We start from the raw sequence: 20,424 nt of genomic DNA, 5'->3' as shown, positions 1-20,424 counted from the left end.
AGCCTCTTACCAAACTCTTACCAAACCTTTCGCTCGTAAATACAACAAAAAAACAGCCTTGCAAATGAAGCTGCGAGGCTGAATATTTTCAATTACATATTTGATTGTTTCCATTGTTGGTACCATAACTCAACTTCCAGGCCGGGACGTATACCTGCCTCTTGCTCTAAAGCGATAACCAACTGGTTATATTGAGCGACCACAGGATCTTTATTGCCTAATCGATCGTAGGTCTTCATTAAGGCCAGTCCGACTTCCTCCAATGATGGCTCGAATTGCTGTACCCGGTGATATACCGTGAGTGCTTCCGTATTCTGTCCCAGTTCGATGTAATATTGTGCGAGTTGCATGGCGTGGTTACGCCAGAGTGCATGCAATCGTTCGCGCTCCAACTCAGCCCATACATAATCGTCTTCACTATAATATTTGCCCTCATATTGATCTGAGGTCTGCCGATGTTCAGCTATTGTAGACGATGATAATAGAGGCAATCGGTTAAGACGACTCTCCCATTCTTCAGCATCAATCCTGAATTCACCCGTTTCCAATAGATAACCAAACTGTTGATAACGAATGACCATATTGTCCTCGCCCATGAATTCGTTCATCATGCTGCGTAAGCGATGGATGCCACTGTGCAGATTGGATATACCTCTCCGCTCATCCAACTCTGGCCACAACAGCTCGAGTAACGTATCCCGTTTAATCGGTTTGTTCCGATGGTGAAGCAAATAGGCGAATAACTCTCTAATCTTGGTTGTTCTGAACTTCATATGTTTTGGCGGCTCATTCGGGTGCAGTTGGACCTGAAGCATTCCCAGACAGCGGATTAACATGGATGGCTCTTCTGCTATATTCAGACTTGCTGGCACCGTTCGGCGTTGATACATCTTCATCGTTTTTTCCAAACGGTCACGCGTTACAGGCTTCATAATATAGTCCAGCACTTCAAGCCCATAAGCTGTCAGTGCATGTTCGTTATATGCGGTTGTGAAAATAACTTCTGTTCCAGGAGAAACCTCATGGATACGTTCGGTCGCCTCGATTCCGTTCATCCCCGGCATTTGAACGTCCATGAAGACGATTTCCGGCAGATGAAGTTTGATCTGATCTATGGCTTCCTGTGCCGTCAGAAAAGAGCCGATAACTTCGCAATCCTCTCTCTCTTGCAACAGTTTGTTCAACCTGCTCAGAGCGAGATATTCATCATCTACCAAAATCACTCTCATATGCACAACTCCTCTGGCTCACTGATCACCCTTTAATCTATAATTTTACCATAAATCCTGACGTGGGACCGCTATCATTTAAATATAGAATCTATGTTCCGGAATTCAAAAAAATGTTCATTTTTGGCAGAGGGCATGCAGGAATTTGAAGTAAACTGTCGAAAACTAAAGTCTGCCATGAAACCAATAACCTATAAAAAGATACCCCGATATGTAGTGCTGTCGATTCTATTCCTGACTATTTTGCTTGGCTTTCGCTGGATATGGTCCGAGACTTTCACTATACCCGCACATCCTGAACCCATTGAAGGCGTGTTGGACCTTCGAGGCTGGAACCTCGCCAACACTTCACCCATATCCCTAGATGGAGAATGGGAGTTTTATCCCCAAGCGTTAATCTCTAATTCTGATGCGAAAATAACGGATAACCTATCCTCATGGATTCAAGTTCCCGGTGACTGGCGTAATGCATTACCAAAATCCTCATCGTCGTTCGGATACGGAACGTACCGTCTTCGTATACTTTTAGATCCATCTGTGGAGGAAGTCTCTCTCTGGGCTCAGAAAATCCAGACATCATCGATCATCGAGATGAACGGGACCATTGTTGCCGAATTCGGCCAACCTGCCACTCATGCCGAAGCCTATCGACCAGAAAGGACTGCATTTACGACTTCCTATGTGCTTGAGGGTTCTACCGAACTCAATCTTTTGGTGCAGACAGCCAATTTTGACGATCCTTATAGCGGAGGGATCACACGCTCTCTCTATTTTGGTTCTCCAGAAGCCATTGGCAGTGAGCGAGGACTATCCATTGACTTGCAAAAGATTACATTCGCTATACTGCTTTTGCACAGCCTATACGCTTTTGTGATGTTTCTGTTTATCCGAAAGGAACGAGCTCTGCTGACGTTCTCGATGCTGACACTGGTAGCTGGCCTAACGGTCGTCTCCGACCATGACAGTCTGTTATTGGGTTGGATTCCACTCAACTTCACTTGGATCGTTAAGGCCAAAGCGTTCTCCTATCCGTTGTTCGCATTCTTTCTTTTACAGATGGCTAGAAGCTTCTCCCATAATCTACAAGGGCGTAAACTGTTCCGTATCTATGCCAGCGTGCTTGGCGTTTACTGTTTATTTCTGCTCGTCGCACCAGTGACCCTGATCTATCATGTACTTGAGATTGGGCTTTCTGATTTCCTTTATCTGTTTGCCATCGGCTGGTCTGTCTACCTATTCTTCCGAATGGCAGCCGAGAAACGAAGCGACGCAAGCTTTTTGCTCTTTGCGGCTACTAGCAGCCTATCAAGCGTGTTATGGGGAATTGTGAACTCACATAGCGAAATTACCAACGTGTATTATCCGATCGATGTGATCGCGGCCATGTTTGGCTTCTCCGCCTATTGGTTCAGAAAATACTTTCGCAATTCAAGTGAGATCGAGAAGTTGTACGAACAACTCAAAGAGGAGGATCGCCAGAAGGATCAGTTTCTTGTGAATACGGCTCATGAGTTGCGTACACCGCTGCACGGGATCATCAATATCGCCGAGAGCATCGCGGTCCGTGAACGGCGTAAATCAGGTGGGCAGCAGGCAGAAGACATGAAGCTCTTAGTTACCATCGGCCGACGCATGTCCCAACTGGTTGATGACCTCTTGGATGTTATTCGTTTGAAGGAAAAACGCATTACGCTTCAGAAGAAATCTTTATCTCTTGCATCTGTCATTCCTGGCGTGATCGGTATGTTCCGATTCATGGCAGAGGGCAAGCCCATCCATATGCAGGTGGATATTCCAGAATCACTGCCGTTGATTCAGGCCGATGAGAGAAGACTTGTTCAGGTGCTCTACAACCTGTTGCATAATGCGCTCAAATTTACCGATGAGGGTAAGATTACCGTATCTGTCCGGGAACATGGAGAGAGCATTTTAATTCAAGTCTCAGATACAGGTGTTGGTATGAGTGAGGAGATACAACAGCGAATATTCGAGGCGTATGAACAAGGGACCCCAGAAGCTCGTTTAAGCGGAGGAATCGGCCTCGGTCTCAATATTAGCAGGCAACTCACCGAACTCCATGGCGGTCAGCTCACCGTGCAATCCGTACCTGGGCAAGGATCGACCTTCCAGATCTCGCTTCCACGGTCAGATACCACATCGCTATCGGATCAGACTGAGCAGCAATGGGACGCTCACAGTTTCGATGAAATTGTGATTGCAGAGCCACAGCAGCAGACCATATCTCAGGATAAGACTGCCGCCCGTATTCTTGCCGTCGATGATGATCCTGTAAACCTGCGAGTACTGATCTCCATGCTTGCGAATGAACCTTACCATATTCAACCTGCAGCCTCGGCGCTTGAAGCACTTGAATTGCTGGATAAGGAGCCTTGGGACTTACTAATTGCCGATGTCATGATGCCTCATATGTCCGGTTATGAACTGACCGAGAACGTACGCAAGCGTTATTCGGTATCGGAGCTTCCCATCCTGTTGTTGACGGCTCGTAACGAACCAGCTGATGTGTACGCCGGATTCATGGCCGGTGCAACGGACTATGTCACCAAGCCCGTGGATGCCGTTGAATTAAGGCATCGCATCGGGTCATTAATTGTGCTGAAACAATCCATTGATGAGCGACTGCGCATGGAGGCTGCTTACTTACAAGCACAGATTCAGCCCCATTTTCTTTTTAACACGCTCAATTCAATCATGGTTCTTAGTGAGATGGACACGGAGCGAATGCAGAAACTGGGCGATGCTTTTATCGAGTATCTTCAGACCAGCTTTCATTTTGTTAACTCGGAGAAAATGGTTGAGGTCACTCATGAGTTGGATCTCTCCCGTGCCTATCTCTACATTGAGAAAGAACGATTCATGCATCGGTTGAACGTCATCTGGGATATTCCCGATGATCTTGATCTATCCCTGCCGCCACTCACCATTCAACCGCTCATTGAGAATGCTGTTCGACATGGTATTCTCAGCAAAGTTGAGGGTGGAACCGTGCATATCCGAATCATCAACCAAACCAACGGTACCTTGATTGAGATCGAGGATGACGGTGTTGGGATGCAGCCCGAGCAGATCGAACGGGCACTGGCGTGGCCCAAGAAAGGTCCCGGCGGAACGGGAGGTATTGGATTAACCAATACACATCGCCGGTTAACCCAGATGTACGGACAAGGTTTGACCATCGTCAGCTCGCCGGGTCAAGGCACAAAAGTTTCCTTTGTCATCCCTTTGGACCGCAGCACAAGATTCTGAGCGATAAGATCGTTCTATGACTCTACAGTGGCATATTGTACGATCCGTATCCGTTTGCTTTGTGTAAGGTCTACGGGGAAAGCGATGATAGCGGACATGTTCAAGTTCAATTCCAAGCCAGGCTCGAGTTCAAGTTCAGGTTCTGATATACCAAATAAACCAAAAGAGAGCTAAGCACAGGGTTCGTCCCGGCTTAGCTCTCTTTTCTATGACTTCATTATGATCTAACACGATAAACTAAACGTTATACGTGCAGGACATGTTTTTCATCCGATAACCCCAGCGCCTTGGCTGTTGAAGAATGAACCTCTTTGAGAAGATCCAGGTTCTCCACAAGTGATATGCCATAGGATGGAATCATTTCCTTGATCTTAGGCTCCCATGCCTCCATATGCTGCGGGAAGCAACGCTGAAGAATCTCAAGCATGACTTGAACCGCCGTGGATGCACCCGGTGATGCACCTAGCAAAGCCGCAATTGTTCCATCTGCAGACGTGACCACTTCCGTACCAAATTGGAGCGTTCCTTTGCCACCCTGAACGGTATCCTTGATCACCTGCACACGCTGGCCCGCCAGAACCATATCCCAATCCTCGCTCTTCGCACCCGGAACAAAGTCACGCAATTCAGCCATGCGTTGTTCTTTAGATAACATCAGTTGTTGGATCAGATATTTGGTCAAAGAGATTTCTTTGACACCTGCTGCGAGCATCGTAAGCAGATTATGCATCTTAACCGACGTAATTAAGTCGGCATTGGAACCCGTCTTCAGGAACTTCGGTGAGAACCCGGCAAACGGTCCAAATAACAGCGACTTCTTATTGTCGATAAAACGGGTATCCAGATGCGGAACCGACATCGGCGGAGCCCCTACCGAAGCCTTGCCGTATACTTTGGCATGATGCTGTTCCACGACTTTTGGATTTTTGCACACCATAAAGATGCCACTGACCGGGAATCCGCCGATATGTTTACCTTCCGGAATGCCCGTCTTCTGGAGCAAATGCAGACTTCCACCGCCCGCGCCGATGAAGACAAATTTTGCCTTATGGCGTTCGACTGTACCGCTCTTCAGGTTTTTCACGGTTAATTCCCATTGTCCATCGCTGGTACGTTTCATATTCTTCACGCTATGTTCGTAGTGGATACCCACGTGTTGTTCCTTCAAATGTCTGATCAGCATACGCGTTAAAGCACCAAAGTTAACGTCCGTACCGGAGTCAATTTTGGTCGCTGCAACAGGTTCATTACTGGTACGATCTTTCATCATCAGCGGCATCCATTTCGCCAGTTCTTTCTTGTCATCCGAGAATTCCATGCCTGCGAACAGCGGGTGATTCGACAAGGAGTCATAACGTCTTTTCAGAAACTGGACATTGCTCTCTCCGTGTACATAACTCAAATGAGGAATCGGCATAATGAAGTCCCGCGGATTACGAATCAGACGGCTATTGACGAGATAGGACCAAAATTGCTTTGAGATCTGAAATTGTTCATTCACTTTAATCGCTTTGCTAATATCTACGGTTCCGTCTGGTCGTTCAACGGTATAGTTAAGTTCGCACAATGCAGCATGCCCGGTTCCGGCATTATTCCATTCGTTGGAGCTTTCCTCTCCTGCAGTGGCTAGCTTTTCGAAAACCTTAATATTCCAGTCTGGTGCCAATTCTTTTAGCAAAGTTCCCAAAGTTGCACTCATAATTCCGGCACCAATCAAGATAACATCTGTACTCGTTTGTCCCTGGCTCATGTCTACCGTCCTTATATCCTATATTTGCCAAAAGGATGTAAGCGTTATCGATTTGGCATTTGCAGCAAGCCCATTCTTGAACGGGGTCGCACCTTCTCTGAATGATTATAACCTTGATCTAGTGTATCAATAATATAGAGCAATTTAAATATGCAATTTCAAGATATTTGCTATTCCATCAGTATACGCTAGTTTACATCGGAACGTTAGCCCGGTTATAGGCCTGAAAGATATATTTGTTCAAAACAAAGAAAGGAACCCGGTTTTAGGGGGACTTTGGGTTATTACATGGATGCACTAAAAGCCGCTCTCGAATCTCTTCGTAAGGCGGCTTCATATATAAATAAACTATAAATAAACGATTACCACCCCCGGCGTCTCCGGGAGTACTCAGAAAATTGAAATCAGTTCCTTTGTATACGGATGGCGTTCTTCGGCGAACAACGCATCTGCACCAAAGCGGTCAACGATCTGACCTTCCCGCATAACGATGATGCGCTGGCTCATGCGATGTACCGCGGCCAAGTCATGCGAGATGAACACGTATGAAAGACCAAGTGATGTCCGCAGATCGGTAAGCAATTGCAGAACTGCACCTTGCGAGATCACGTCCAGGCTGGCCGTAGGTTCATCCAGAACGACAACGTCCGGTTCAATGCCAATAGCACGTGCAATCGTGACGCGCTGACGCTGTCCACCACTTAGCTCATGGGGGTAACGTCCAGCCAAATCGCTTGGAAGCTCGACCGCTTCAAGCAGCTTTTGGACGTATGCCTCCTTCGATGTGTAGGTAAAGTGGGACAGCTCAGCGTTCCCTCCAAGTTGTTCGTACGGATCGATTAGTGAATCGGCAATCTTGAGCTTCGGGTTTAGTGCTGCCATTGGATTCTGGAAAACAATCTGAATCTTCCGGCGATGAGGTCGCAACCGTCGGCCGCTCAGCCGCGCGATATCCTGTCCGCCCAGTGTAATTGAGCCCGTATCTGCATCTTCGATCCTCAACAGACAGCGTGCGAGTGTACTCTTGCCACAGCCGCTCTCGCCAACCAGGCCAAGGCATTCGCCGTGGTTCAGAGTGAAGGAAATATCATTCACAGCCGGTCGGTCTGCACCTGCATACGTTCGGCTGAGATGTTCCACGTGAAGCACAGGATTGCCAGGGATGCTGAGCGATGAAGCATTGCCTGTAACCGTGGTATCTATATCCGCATCTTTAACTGCATGATCTGTTTCTGTAGTATTTATGACTGCATTGTCTGTGTCTGCATGGTTTACGTCTTTTGCAAAATCGTGGCTTCGCACACCAGATTCTTCTTCGGACTGCACGAGTCCACGGCGTTCATCATTTGTGGTTGTCTTCATTCCGTTCCTGCCTCCTTCAATCCCGACTTCAGCGAGCGACTCAGGACGGGAGCCGCATCAATCAGCTGACGCGTATATTCATGCTGGGGATGGTCAAGAATGCGATGTTTCCCACCAGATTCGACGATCTGCCCTTCCTTCATCACAGCCAAGCGGTTGGCATAGCGACGTACATGGCGCCAGTCGTGTGTGATAAACAAAATGGCACATCCCGTCTCCGCTTGTTTGCGTGCCAGCAGTTCCAGTACGCGATGACCGGATACACTGTCGAGCGCCGTCGTTGCCTCGTCTGCGATTAACAAACGAGGAGACAGCATCAGCGATGTGGCAATCGAGGCCCGCTGAAGCTGCCCACCGCTCAACTGGAACGGGTAGCGGCGCAGCAATTCAGCGCCAAGGCCAACGGATTCCAATGCTTCCTCAGCCCGTTTCTTGCGGATGGAAGAAGACTTTTCCCCATGTACCTTCTGGTATTCATCAAAGTGTCCGCCAATGCTACGGAATGGCGTAAACGCTCCCTGATAGTCTTGAAAAATATATGAGATGCGGCTTCCCCGCAGGGCGCGCATCTCCTTCGGATTCCGTTCGAGCAGGTTGCTGCCTTCGAACATGACTCGACCCGACGCATGCAGGTTGGGCGGCAACAGACGACCAATGGCTTGCGAGAGCAAGCTTTTGCCGCTACCGCTCTGTCCAACCAATGCCATAAATTCACCTTCGCGAACAGCCAGAGAGACTTGATCTACAATAGTGCGATCCTGGCTGGAGATGCTCAGTTCCTCAATGGAGAGAATCATGGCTGCACCTCCTTCTTCACGTCAAACCGGTCTCGCAGATAGTCGCCCAGCATGTTCGCGAGCAGTACTACCGAGACAATGGCAAGACCAGGATAGATCATCAGCTCTGGCCGAGACTGGAAGTAAGGCCGCGAGTCATTCAGCATCGCACCCCATTCAGGTGTTGGCGGCTGTGCGCCAAGGCCAATGTAGGACAATGATGAGATGAGCAGAATAATTTTGCCCAGATCAAGACTGGCCAGCACGAGCACATGGCCTGCGATATGCGGAAGCAGATGTTTTCTCATGATACGACCGTCCGAAAGTCCGTTGGTCCGGGCGATGCGAATGTAATCCTTTTGTGACTCAGATAAGACCGTACTTCGAACGAGACGGGCGTAGCTAACCCACTTCACAATCACGATTGCCAATACCAGATTACCGATTCCCGCGCCAAGCAGGCCACTGAGCACAATCGCCACGATAGTATCAGGGAAAGCTAGAAAAGCATCAGCAATTCGCATGAACAGCTTATCGACCCATCCACGTTTGTATCCTGCGATAAGTCCAAACGGAATACCGATCAGCAGTGCAGCACCGAGTGCCAGCAAGCTATAACCCAGTGTTTGGCCGCCGCCAAGCAGCAGACGTGTCAGTACATCGCGGCCCAGATGGTCGGTACCGAACGGATGGAGAGCACTTGCGCCCTGCAATCGTCCGCGCAGATCCGTTAAGGTGTGATCATGCTTCAAGTATAAAAAGGCATATAAGGAGGCCGCGATGACCAGCAGTGCAAACAGCAGACCAATGATCGCCTGCCAGTTATGTTTTTTAGATTTTGTCGTTGGAATGAGCAGGGGTATGGTTTTCATCGGTGGGCCTCCTTTTCCTTCAGTTTCATTTCGGGATTCAAATAACGATAAGACAGATCAACTGCCGTATTCACGAGGAATACCACGATAGCCATGATCAGAATGTAACCCTGAATCAGTGGATAATCACGCTGGCGGATGGCGTCAACGACAAGCTTGCCGATACCCGGATAAGCGAACAACACTTCAATCACGACAACTCCGCCAATCAGGCTGCCGAGACTTACGCCAAATACCGTAATGACAGGCGGCAGACTGTGCCGAAACGCGTGAAGCATGAAGATCCGGCCTTCGGATAACCCTCTTGCCCGGGCGGACCGAACGAACTCCTGACTTAGTGAATCCAGCAGGCTGGAACGCAAAAGACGCACATAAACGCTGGAGATGGCAAGTCCCAGCGTCAGAGATGGCAGAATAAGCGAGGCGAATCCATCCCTGCCCATGGTCGGCAGATTGCCGAAGCGTACGCCGAACATGTCGATCAGGATTAGACCCAGCCAAAAGCTTGGCACCGCCGCACCCACAATGGAGAGCATCCGGCTGCCGCGGTCAATCCAACTGCCACGATGGAGTGCTGATAGCGAGCCGAGCGGGATAGCTATAACAAGCATGACCAGCAGTGCGCCAATCGTCAGTTCAGCCGTAGCAGGCAGCGCACGCATCAGGGTCTGCATGACGGGCTGACCTGTCGAGTACGATACGCCGAAGTCGAGTCGAACGAAATCGAGCAACCAGTTGCCGAACTGGACAGGAAGCGAATCGTTGAAACCCATTTCCTCGCGTACAGCTTCGACCTGCTCCTGACTAACAGACAGTTCGTCCACATTCAGGATCGTCAGCACCGGATCACCGGGAGCCAGACGAATGAACAGAAAGCTCACAAACATAATGAACAACAGAAAGATAAATACTTCAAGGAACTTCCGAAGCAAAATGCGAAACATTACATCACATCCAGCTTATTGGTGATCATGTAATATTCACTGCGAGTGGTAACCCAGTTCTTGATCTTCTTGCCGTTGTAGGCAACGATCGTACCTGGATGCAGCACGAATGAATTCAGCACGTTGTCATGCACATAGTTGGCTGCCTTCTCGGCTAGCTCTGCGCGCTTCTCTGGTGCAACTGTGAGATTCAATTCGTCGATGATCTTGGTCAGCTCCGGATCTTCCGATCCGCTGAAGTTAAGAGCACCTTTCGGATGGTACGTCGCATTCAGGTAATATCCTGCATCCCCACGCGGAGCTGTCAAATTACTGTAGGTCGCAATATCCCAGTCGCGGTTGGATGCCATATAATCTTCTGGCGTGTCAATCTGACGGATCTGCACGTCGATGCCGATCTTCTTCGCATCAGATTGGAACACTTGAGCAATCAGTGGCAGATCGGCACGGGCTGAATATGTCAGCAGCGTCAACTGCAACGGTTTGCCGTCCTTGGTCATCACGCCGTTTTGCTGCGTGTACCCTGCTTCGCCAAGATATTTTACAGCGACATCAGCTCCGGATTCCGTTGCTGTATCCGTATAGGTTGGTGCGAATGGCAGCGATGGCAGGAACGGTCCGATAGCAGCTTCACCGTAGCCGAGCAGGATCGTGTCCACGATACCCTGACGGTCAATCAGAGCATCCAGCGCACGACGAACATTGAGGTCCTTCATACTCTCCCGCTGCATGTTCATCGTTAGCTGATGCACGCGGAATGTCGATGTGGACTCAACCTTCATGCCGTCCATCGCTTTGAGCGATTCGAGGCTTTCGACTTCCGGACGGTATACGATATCTACCTGACCAGATTTGAGCGCTAGTGTACGGGCATTGGCATCTTCATTGAATGAGAACGTGATGGAATCCAGAGGCGATGCTCCGTCCCAGTATTCATCATAACGATTCAGTTCCAGCTTGCTGCCTGGGGTAAAAGAAGTCAGTTTAAACGGACCCGTACCAATGGGCTTGTTCACAATGTCCGGCTCACTCACGTCGATAATCGCCGTGTTCGGATTCACCAGCTCGGAAGCGAACTCCGGGAACGGCTGAGTTGTGGTGATCTCCAGCTTGTCGCCCTCGGCTTCAATCGTATCGATTTTCAGCGCGTTCTGGATGGCTACATTCTCTTCCAGTGCCCGCTCAAGGGATGCCTTAACGGATTCACCTGTCATTGGCTTGCCGTTCTGGAAGGTCACATCATCTCGCAGGTCGATCGTCCAATGTTGCCCATCTTCGCTCTTCCAGCTCTCGGCGAGCCATGGAGCAACCGTCAGGTTCTCTTCATCGAGACGAACCAGCGTTTCCGTAATGCCCGCGCGCAGCGGCACATAGCTGGAATCCACATGTGGATCTAGCGAACTCGTGGAGAAGTTATATAGGAAGTGAACATTTTTATTATCGGTGGATGGTTGCGCAGCGGGACTAGACTCAGATGATCCGCAGGCGCTCAACAGTCCAGCGCTCAAGGCCAAGGAGAACAGCGCTAGCAGTGGCGTCTTTTTATTCAAGGTAATGCCCCTCTCTCTTAATCGTAATCATTATGATCTAAACAATGAGTATTATCATATCGTAATGATTACGTTTTGACAAGAGTTATATTGGTGTTAGAACGAGAAAAAATCCGACTCTCGGATGAGAGCGGATTCTTCATGTTTTTTGTTACATATGAGGGCTTTAATATGGTTTATTTCCTTTGCGATCCGGGATTGTTTAGATGTAGAACCATGCAAGATTTTTCGAGTACTTACAACCCAGTTTTATAGTCTTCCAGCAAATGTGAACAGTAACCTTGATGTACTTTAAGGATTAAACAAAATAGAGTTTATGCGGAACATTTCAAATGCAAAATTCGTTTAGGGACTAAGAGGGGGAGTACGATGAGAAGATATTCACTTATCGCCTTAATGTTTGCTACTGTTATGGCCCTGATTCTTAGCGGCTGCCAAAGTTCTAATCAGCCCGATCAAGTCGGAGTAAGTAAAGTACCGAAGGAATTACACACCTTCTATCCTGGCGATATTACACAGGTTGATTCTATTGAAATGATGAGTGGTGGTGATGGTACTAAAAGAACAACTAGAGATCAAGTGCTGATTCAGGAATGGATTGAAAAGTTACGCGATTTAGAAATCGTACTCGATCCTGACCTAAAAGATGCAACAGGGGTTTTGTTCCATGTCACGATGTTTGAGCAGGGAAAAGAAGTGCTGTACATGACACCTACCGATATGAATCATCAGCGAATGCAGCCACAGTTGGAATTGGCTGACCGAATGTCGGAACTTTATGATGCCATAGAATAAGAGTGTCATATAGCCTGTATTCAGAATGATTACATGCTGAAAAGTTTGATATAAATTTATCCTTCGTAATCAACATTTTTAGCAAAGTAGGTTCTCTATGAGGTCAGTCGCTTTACATCGGTTAACTTTTCCTGAAGTAGTTGAATACTCGTACTCTGCAGTATGTCAGGATTCAATTCAGTAACAAAGTCCAGAAACTGATGCGCATTTTTCATAATTTCTTCTGTAAAGGAAGTCGAACTTACATTAACATCCTTCCAAGTTGAGTATCTAAATTCCTCAAGTGGTTCAGTAATAAATAGGTCCAGAATAACTTCCCGATCAATATCTTCTACTAAACTAACTTGTAGTTCCACTCCCTGCTGTTTAAACTCCAGCCACAAATTAGCGCTATCAGGAATTCGATAAGCAACATATTGATGTATTCTAATCTTCTGGACTATAGTCAGTAAGTCCTCAAACCATCTAATAAGTCTTTCATTACCAAATGGACAATCGTCAAAGAACATACCGTACTTACTTCCGTTAAAGTCCAATTCAATAATTCCCTCGATATCTTGTTTCGTTAGATCAAACTGCTTTGCAGACATTTGTTTAATTTCATCAAAGTTATCAATTGCTTTAAATGAAATAGTGAACATATTTGAACACCCCTAATCTATTAAATCACTAATTTTATATATATGTGTACCATAAACGGAATCAACATTATCATTTCTAATGAAAACTTTAATCTGTTCATCAAATACAGTAACAGTATGCAATCCATCCTTTATTCCCTGTTGTTTCAACTGATTAACGGCCTCTGTAGACGCATCAGTTATTTTATTATCAGACCACTCTTTATTAAAGAAAGACTTTCTACTTAGCATTTCATTGATTTGTTCATCGGACATTTTCTTTTGGAGATATGGAAGTTGTTGCTTCGTACTATTAACAGAATGTCTATTAATAACATGGTCAATCAGATTTTGGCTCAACTGAGCTCTCTGCTCCGTGGCTTTTGGAGTTGCCTCTAGTGCATTTTTTTCTATACTCCCTTTCTCCGCCTTAGCAGCCTCAATATGCTGCTTAATCTTCGCCACAGCAAGATTAGAAGCTGGCAATCGATGAGGCCCTTTACCACCCGGCATACTCCCACGAACCATCTGAATCGCCATGAATATCTGACTAAACTTCAGAGAGGTCACCATCATCTGAGCATACTTATCGGATACAGGCTCTCCCGTCGTAGGATGAATCCCCATCTCAAAAGCCTTGATCTGTAACGCAAAAATATCTTCCCCAGGCGGTTCAACGTTCACAGCTTGCATGCGATTAAAGTCCAGATTTCCCTGATCTCTCTGATACGCCTGAAGAGCAGCCTGATCCGCAACACCATTCTCGTTGACAGGAATCCATACCAATTTACCGAACATATTGATTTGCGCCATCCGATAGCCCTTGTCACCCGAACCTGAATCACCTGTTGATTTGGTCATCATAGCTGCGGCACCGACTGCTCCAAACGCACCACCCAGACTTACCTTCTGAGCATCTGCATCTTGGAAACGCGTGGCGATATCCTTCAATTCCTTGGATGTATTCACCATACTCTCCAGCGCTTTATCCAGTATAGGTCGTGACTGCTCGAACTCATAGTAAAATCGCTCCTGCTTCGCGCCCATCCACATCATCTGAACGAACATGATCTGTCTCGTCAGATCACTTCGTATACTCTCCAACTGTTGTCTGGCTTGATCCACCTGATTCGATACGTGATGTAGTTGTTCAGGGGTAACTTTGATTGTACTCATACGTTTCTCCGCTCATTCGAAATAGGATTATCCTATGTTAGCAGAAGTGTACTATGTAAACTATCCGGCTAACATCCTGATTTCACCATGGTAAATACACAAGCTGTGCTCCTCATCGGTGCTATGGTCCTATATGCATATACCCACTTCAAGGCATATCCTACCAGTTTCAGTAAACACCTCTTCTACTTCATCTCCTCCAAAAACACCCGATACCGTACAATCTGTTCCGCTGTTGCCTCTTCCCGCAATGATTCCAACAATGCCGTGCACCTTATAAAATACCGATCCACCTCAAGCTTATCTGCTAACTGAATTGCCTGCAAAATGAACTCCACGGCCTTCTGTGCTCTTCCCATCCACTGTTCATACAAAGCCCGCTGATAACTGTAATGGTACATATCATCGTTGTTTGAAGAATTCATTTCTGTGCCATCGCCCAGCATCTGATCCTCAAACACCTGTAAAACACGATCAATCTGCCATCTATGGTGCACTGCTGCCTCCATAATCACCTTTAGACCTGCCAACCATTCCTCCGGATGCTCTTGCAAAAAGTTCACAAACTCCTCCAGCAGTTCCACCTGCCCGGCTTCAATCTCAAGAGCATAACGATTCACCTGTGCCTTATGCTTAAACTCCTGCACCACCTGAATACCTACCTCATCCAGATCCTCCATCCAACCCAGTTCTGCATATTGATCGATAAATGCCCGCGCCTGATCTACCTGTCCCATCTTCTGGTGAGCCATACCCCGCATTAGGTGACTGAACCCGTAATAGTAGACCAAAGGCCGCTCGGTATGTATATGTGGTGCAGGCACTCCCTTTGACTGATACTCCTGCCGCTCTTCATGGATAGACTCAACACATTGATATAACATGTCCGCCCTCTCCATCACCTTGTTCCAATTTTCAAAAGCCACAGCCATATCCAACATTTCAACAATGATGTCCGGTTTGAGTGATTTTAGGATAGATTTCCGCAAAGATAATCCTCCTTAATTATCGATTTTCTTATAATTGTATAGATAAACCAAAAGAAGATCAATATAAATTGTACTTATAAGTACTGTTTAATAATTATTTCCTTTGCACATATTAGTCTGTAAGGATTCTATAACCTCTTCTAACCTTAAGTGGAGGTGATCAAATGAGTTTACCAGAGGACGTAGGAAATCGAATACGTGAGTTAAGGAAGGCAAAAGGCTGGACTCAGGAACAACTGGCGGAAGCAGCAGGTCTTCATTACAGCTATATTGGTGGGGTTGAACGGGGAGATCGTAACATTTCTTTGGAGACTCTTGAGAAAATAATGAATGGATTGCAGGTCACTGCTGAAGAAATCTTTAAATTTAAAGAAGACTCTGAGTACAAAAGAGCCTTGGATGAACATATAACTCTAATAAGCGGCAAAAGTACAAATATAATCGTATCATTGACCAAAATTAGCAAAGAAGTTTTAAATGCTATCGAAAAAACACATAAAAATTCCGATTAAATATATCTGGATCAACATCATGCACTAACACCAAAAGAGTGGAGTACACCCCCACTCTTTTCTTTCTTCCCTTTTCAAACAACTCCACGCTCAAACTCCGCAAACTCCACTCTGTTCCGTCCATTCTGCTTCGCCTGATACAGTGCCTTATCCACCGCAGCGAATAGCTGCGTCAAATACCCCTCCGGATTGTCCGGTACATGCACAACTTCAAAATCCTCAAAGGATAGAATCCCAATACTAATCGTAATGGACACCTGCATAATCTCGTGATCCACCATGATGTGGTTGGACTCCACAGCTGTTCTTACGCGCTCTGCGATTTGGTTCGCCAAGTCATGCTCCGTATGCGGAAGGTAGATCATGAACTCTTCCCCGCCATAACGCGTCAGGATATCGGTGCTGCGAATCGATTGTTTGACAGCTTCCGCCGTGCGAACGAGCACTTCATCCCCGATGACATGCCCATAGCGATCATTGATCGCTTTGAAGTAGTCGATATCAAGCAGCAGGAGTGAGAATGGTGTTTTGTATTGAATATTGGTAATGACCTCGTGGTTAAGATGTTGGGTCAGATAACGGCGGTTGTAACAGTTGGTTAAACTGTCCGTCAGCGCGAGTTCCTCCAGTTTGCGATTGGCCTCGGATAACTCCTGACGTATCAAGTCCAGCGCCTGATTGCGCTCCTGAAGCGTTACGTTCTGGCGATTCATCTCTTTTACATAGAAACGCTCCTGCGAGACATCCTGGAACGTGAGAATATGACCGATCGGCACAAGAGCCGAATCCACAATCGGAGAAGATTGCAAGATATAATGCCGAATGTTGTTATCCCGCTCCACGATCACTTCAATCTGAGAGAGGGTATTTTCTTTTTTCTTATAATGATTCACGAACTCCCGACAGCTGCCCACAACATGAACAGACTCCAGAAAGGCTTCCATATCAAAAGAATCCCCCACATGCAGATCCATAAAGGATCGAGAGGCTTTGTTCGCTTCAACAATGACTTCATTCTCATCCAGTACCAGGATGCCATATGGAATGGTATTGATTACGTCCTCATGCGCGATGGAGACCAGATCGAACACATTGTATCTTTTGATCACATAGACAAAGAAAAGGTCCGACAGAAAGATCCCCAGTGAAGTCATGCCAGGAATGATCGGCAACCAGCGGGCTAGAACGACATTTAGAATCGCATCAATCGTTGCAAACACAGCCAAGACAAAGATACCCCATAGGGTAATCCTCACCTGTTTTTTGATCATGGCAGACGTCTGCGATGAATACACCGCCCGGAACAGAACGACGAGGGACGCCAAGAAATAGCTCACCAGAATAACCATCACAACCCAGAACCAAGGCCCGTAAGCCCGCTCGATGTACCCACCCTCCAGTGGGATGACGAACTCATTCCATGGGTTTGCGACTACACCTATAGCCCCGATCACCGCTGGGACAAATAGCAGGAACGTTCCTTTTGCAATCAACCGCTCCGCGTAACCGGTAATAAAGATTGTCAGTAGAAGCCACCCGCTCCCAAGCAGGGAGACCGCGACGAAAGATAACGTCACATAGAACAATTGCAGACCGGAATCGTCCGTGAGCGTACTCGCAAATTGGCAGAAAGGCCAGAGCATCATCAACCCGTGAAACAAAAAGTACACCTTATGTAAGTTCGTAATTCTAACCGTAGCAAACACATATACACCTACACCGAACAATAGGACAAATAAAAAGAGATCATACCATACTAATGGGTTCACGAATCTTCTCCTTCTTAGATGCTACAATGACAACGTGGTTGTTCATGATTCTATGTGATACTTATATATAACTTCAATAAACACCTATACAATTCTGCTACGCCATACTTATTGGTTAATTTAACCATATCTTATCACACCACCATAAGGGTGAGTAGCCCATACACTGGAAGTCCGACCAACCTCTGATCGAAATGCTGATCTATTTCTGATTATTTGTGAATGCTTTTGAAGGTTTGGAGTGCAAAACAGGAGAGTACATCATCTGCTCGGGAGGTATTAGACATCATCAAGTGATCGATATTGAGCCATCCGTCTACCGGACGGCCCTTGTATCATTCGTTTACTGCATCCAGAGGGAGGTTGTCCGTGAATAGATCGGGGTTATCCTTCAGCATTTCCGTAATTACCTCTGCTGTCTTAGTCGCATCACACACTCTAACAACCGCATCACCGAGCTTTCCTTTACGCATCGCACCTTCGCGAACCAATACCTCGTCTACTTTCCAGAAATGCTCTGACCATGGCAACCCACAATGCCTGCGGGATGGTACTGAAATCTGGCTTCCATCTGGTAAAACCGTATAAAGCATCTCATGCTCGTCCGTCATTCTGCCAGGGATGTCCACCCACTCTTCGACCCCATGGATAAATGTATTCCGCTTCAAGTCAACGCCTACTAACAAGATCGTCGCTTTTCGATCGAGCAGTTTCCCCCATGCTGAACCTCTCGCACACGGTGTATCGAAGAGATGATCATCCTTCGTAAATGCCTCTGCATCCCTTCCGAGTGCTGCTACCGAGTGCGTAGGGTGCCACGAACGAACCACGCCCGGACGTTTACGGAAAAGCTCAGGCAGAATGCCTACGCAGCATACAGAAGTTTCCACGTGGAACACTGGGTTATCCGCATTAATGGTAGACCACGTATGCGTGGGAAGCACCAACAATCCCTCTTTCATATAGTCGCTAAAGGCATCCAACACCGTATCTGCTCCACCTTCAACCTCGCCAATACTTTTCATTGAAGAGTGAATGAGCAATGTGCCTTGCCTATCCATACCAAGCTGCTCAAGTTGCTGCATCAAGCTTTCTTTTGTATACATGTCTTTCCTCCTTCATTTCTTATCCCTTTTCGATGAAAAAGCAAATCCTTGCTCAGCTTCTCAGCATAACAAACAAAGGGCCGAGGGTTAACCCCCGGCCACAGAGAAAGAATTTGTATGAGTTCAGGCAGTAGCTACCACTCAACTTTTACTTAATAATAACGTACTCCAGATTCACCAGCTTCGCATACGTCACGATCTGATCTGTCGTCAGGTTTAAGGATACAACCGTATGGTGACCACCACCATTTTCGATCCATGCTTTTACCCCGTCCTGGAAGTTTGGCTTCACGCTCCACAGAACACGTGCTACCGGCAGGTTAGGCGCTGGAACAGTTGGCTCAAATGCAGATACTTCATTGATCAACAGTTTGTAGTGGGTACCGAAGTCTGCCATGGATACCACGACACCTTCGCCTGCTTTGCCATCGAATACGAGACGTGCCGGATCTTCACGATCGCCAATACCCAGTGGGGACACGATGATTCTCGGTTTGGTGCTGGCCAGTGTCGGATCTACTTCAAGCATGTGAGATTGCAGGATCGCTTCCTGTCCAGCGGCCATCTCGTATGTGTAATCTTCCATGAAGCCTGTGTTCTCGTTATGGGCCATGATTTTCAGCAAGCGATCCAGCGCAGCTGTTTTCCAGTCACCCTCACCGGCAAATCCGTACCCTTGACCCATCAGGCGTTGCACGGCCAGACCCGGAAGTTGTTTCATTCCATGCAGATCTTCGAAGTTTGTAGTGAAGGCACTGTAACCACCTTCGTCCAGGAAACGTTTAATGGCAATTTCATAACTCGCTTGCACACGTACGCTGGCTTCCCAAGCTTCCTTGCTGTTCGTGCCGTAATCAAATTCATACAGGTCTCCATACTGAGCGATCAGATCATCGACTTCCTGCTCTGTTACAGCGTTCACGTATTGCACGAGGTCGCCGATGCCAAAGTAATCAACCGTCCATCCAAATTGGATCTGTGCTTCCACTTTATCCCCTTCGGTTACGCCCACGTTACGCATGTTATCACCGAAACGAGCAACTTTGATGTTAAAGCTTTCATTATAAGCTACCGCTACGTCCATCCAGTCAGCGACCTGCTGTTGCACTTCTGGGCGCTCCCAGTAACCAACAACAATTTTATTTTGTTTTCTCAGACGGGCATTAATGAAACCATATTCGCGGTCACCGTGTGCCGCTTGGTTTAAGTTCATGAAGTCCATATCGATGGTTGCCCACGGAATGCTTTCATTAAATTGCGTCGCCAAGTGAAGCAAAGGTTTTTGCAGCAATTTTGTACCACGAATCCACATTTTCGCTGGGGAAAATGTATGCATCCATGTGATGACGCCCGCTACTTCGTCGCGATAATTCACTTCTTTCATCGTGCTTGTGATTTTGTCTGCGCTTACCGCCAGATCCTGCAATACGAGCGGGTACGGCAGTACGCCACTTGCATTAAGGGCATCCGTGATTTTCTGTGCGTTGGCTTTTACTTCACCCAGTGCTTCTTCTCCGTACAAGTGCTGTGAACCGACCACAAACCAGAATTCTTTTGCTGCTGACATATAATCATCCTCATTTCATTATTTTATAGTTGAACTAATGGGTTTACACTTACCACTCCGATTGCAGTACCATCTTTCGATCGCTGGTTATCCCCGGATTTCTTTGATCAATTTTAATAAGGATGATATCCGGTTATAAA

At 47.0% G+C, this 20,424-nt stretch carries 16 protein-coding genes; 3 read left to right on the top strand and 13 right to left on the bottom strand.

The window, feature by feature from the left end; genetic code table 11:
• Positions 1–92: 92 nt before the first annotated feature.
• Positions 93–1,229, bottom strand: coding sequence for a response regulator (locus BLS69_RS19910; protein ID WP_091035386.1), 1,137 nt, complete (start codon positions 1,227–1,229; stop codon positions 93–95).
• Positions 1,230–1,364: 135 nt separating this feature from the next.
• Between BLS69_RS19910 and BLS69_RS19905 the strand changes: the two genes are divergently transcribed.
• Positions 1,365–4,496, top strand: coding sequence for a hybrid sensor histidine kinase/response regulator (locus BLS69_RS19905; RefSeq protein WP_091035384.1), 3,132 nt, complete (start codon positions 1,365–1,367; stop codon positions 4,494–4,496).
• A 244-nt stretch (positions 4,497–4,740) separates the two neighbouring features.
• Here BLS69_RS19905 and BLS69_RS19900 read toward each other — a convergent pair whose 3' ends face one another.
• The 6 genes from BLS69_RS19900 to nikA form a co-directional block, all read right to left on the bottom strand.
• On the bottom strand, positions 4,741–6,246 hold the full coding sequence (locus BLS69_RS19900) for a malate:quinone oxidoreductase (RefSeq protein ID WP_091035380.1): 1,506 nt from the start codon (positions 6,244–6,246) through the stop codon (positions 4,741–4,743).
• Positions 6,247–6,636: 390 nt separating this feature from the next.
• Positions 6,637–7,608: an ABC transporter ATP-binding protein gene (locus tag BLS69_RS19895; RefSeq protein WP_091035376.1), complete on the bottom strand. Its 972-nt coding sequence runs from the start codon at positions 7,606–7,608 to the stop codon at positions 6,637–6,639.
• On the bottom strand, positions 7,605–8,405 hold the full coding sequence (locus tag BLS69_RS19890; RefSeq protein WP_091035373.1) for an ABC transporter ATP-binding protein: 801 nt from the start codon (positions 8,403–8,405) through the stop codon (positions 7,605–7,607). The genes BLS69_RS19895 and BLS69_RS19890 overlap by 4 nt, the downstream gene beginning before the upstream one ends.
• Positions 8,402–9,256 (bottom strand): nickel transporter permease, encoded by an 855-nt coding sequence (gene nikC / locus BLS69_RS19885; RefSeq protein ID WP_091035370.1) that lies wholly within the window; start codon positions 9,254–9,256, stop codon positions 8,402–8,404. The genes BLS69_RS19890 and nikC overlap by 4 nt, the downstream gene beginning before the upstream one ends.
• On the bottom strand, positions 9,253–10,200 hold the full coding sequence (gene nikB, locus BLS69_RS19880; protein WP_091035368.1) for a nickel ABC transporter permease: 948 nt from the start codon (positions 10,198–10,200) through the stop codon (positions 9,253–9,255). The genes nikC and nikB overlap by 4 nt, the downstream gene beginning before the upstream one ends.
• Entirely contained in the window at positions 10,200–11,750 is a 1,551-nt protein-coding gene (nikA, locus tag BLS69_RS19875) for a nickel ABC transporter substrate-binding protein (RefSeq protein WP_091035365.1), read from the bottom strand. The genes nikB and nikA overlap by 1 nt, the downstream gene beginning before the upstream one ends.
• A gap of 369 nt (positions 11,751–12,119) precedes the next feature.
• Here nikA and BLS69_RS19870 point away from each other — a divergent pair, with 369 nt between their 5' ends.
• On the top strand, positions 12,120–12,545 hold the full coding sequence (locus BLS69_RS19870; RefSeq protein WP_091035363.1) for a hypothetical protein: 426 nt from the start codon (positions 12,120–12,122) through the stop codon (positions 12,543–12,545).
• A 95-nt stretch (positions 12,546–12,640) separates the two neighbouring features.
• Here the strand turns inward: BLS69_RS19870 and BLS69_RS19865 are convergent, their stop codons facing one another.
• The 3 genes from BLS69_RS19865 to BLS69_RS19855 all read right to left on the bottom strand — a co-directional run bounded on the left by BLS69_RS19865 (position 12,641) and on the right by BLS69_RS19855 (position 15,330).
• Entirely contained in the window at positions 12,641–13,186 is a 546-nt protein-coding gene (locus tag BLS69_RS19865; protein ID WP_091035360.1) for a hypothetical protein, read from the bottom strand.
• Between the two features lie 12 nt (positions 13,187–13,198).
• A complete protein-coding gene (locus BLS69_RS19860) occupies positions 13,199–14,341 on the bottom strand; it encodes a WXG100 family type VII secretion target (protein WP_091035357.1) in 1,143 nt (380 codons plus the stop codon).
• Between the two features lie 185 nt (positions 14,342–14,526).
• Positions 14,527–15,330 carry a DNA-binding protein gene (locus BLS69_RS19855; protein ID WP_091035354.1) on the bottom strand — a complete coding sequence of 268 codons (804 nt, stop codon included), beginning with the start codon at positions 15,328–15,330 and terminating at the stop codon, positions 14,527–14,529.
• Positions 15,331–15,494: 164 nt separating this feature from the next.
• On the opposite strand from BLS69_RS19855, the gene BLS69_RS19850 reads away from it, so the two are divergent.
• A complete protein-coding gene (locus BLS69_RS19850; RefSeq protein WP_091035351.1) occupies positions 15,495–15,842 on the top strand; it encodes a helix-turn-helix domain-containing protein in 348 nt (115 codons plus the stop codon).
• A gap of 74 nt (positions 15,843–15,916) precedes the next feature.
• Here BLS69_RS19850 and BLS69_RS19845 read toward each other — a convergent pair whose 3' ends face one another.
• The 3 genes from BLS69_RS19845 to araA all read right to left on the bottom strand — a co-directional run bounded on the left by BLS69_RS19845 (position 15,917) and on the right by araA (position 20,284).
• Entirely contained in the window at positions 15,917–17,611 is a 1,695-nt protein-coding gene (locus BLS69_RS19845) for a histidine kinase N-terminal 7TM domain-containing diguanylate cyclase (protein WP_091035348.1), read from the bottom strand.
• Positions 17,612–17,946: 335 nt separating this feature from the next.
• Positions 17,947–18,717 carry an AAC(3) family N-acetyltransferase gene (locus tag BLS69_RS19840; protein ID WP_091035345.1) on the bottom strand — a complete coding sequence of 257 codons (771 nt, stop codon included), beginning with the start codon at positions 18,715–18,717 and terminating at the stop codon, positions 17,947–17,949.
• Between the two features lie 148 nt (positions 18,718–18,865).
• Positions 18,866–20,284: an L-arabinose isomerase gene (gene araA, locus BLS69_RS19835; protein WP_091035342.1), complete on the bottom strand. Its 1,419-nt coding sequence runs from the start codon at positions 20,282–20,284 to the stop codon at positions 18,866–18,868.
• Positions 20,285–20,424 lie beyond the last annotated feature (140 nt).

Origin of the sequence: Paenibacillus sp. CF095, assembly GCF_900101225.1 — a bacterium.
Lineage (GTDB): Bacteria > Bacillota > Bacilli > Paenibacillales > Paenibacillaceae > Paenibacillus.
This window is presented reverse-complemented; position numbering and strand designations above follow the sequence as displayed.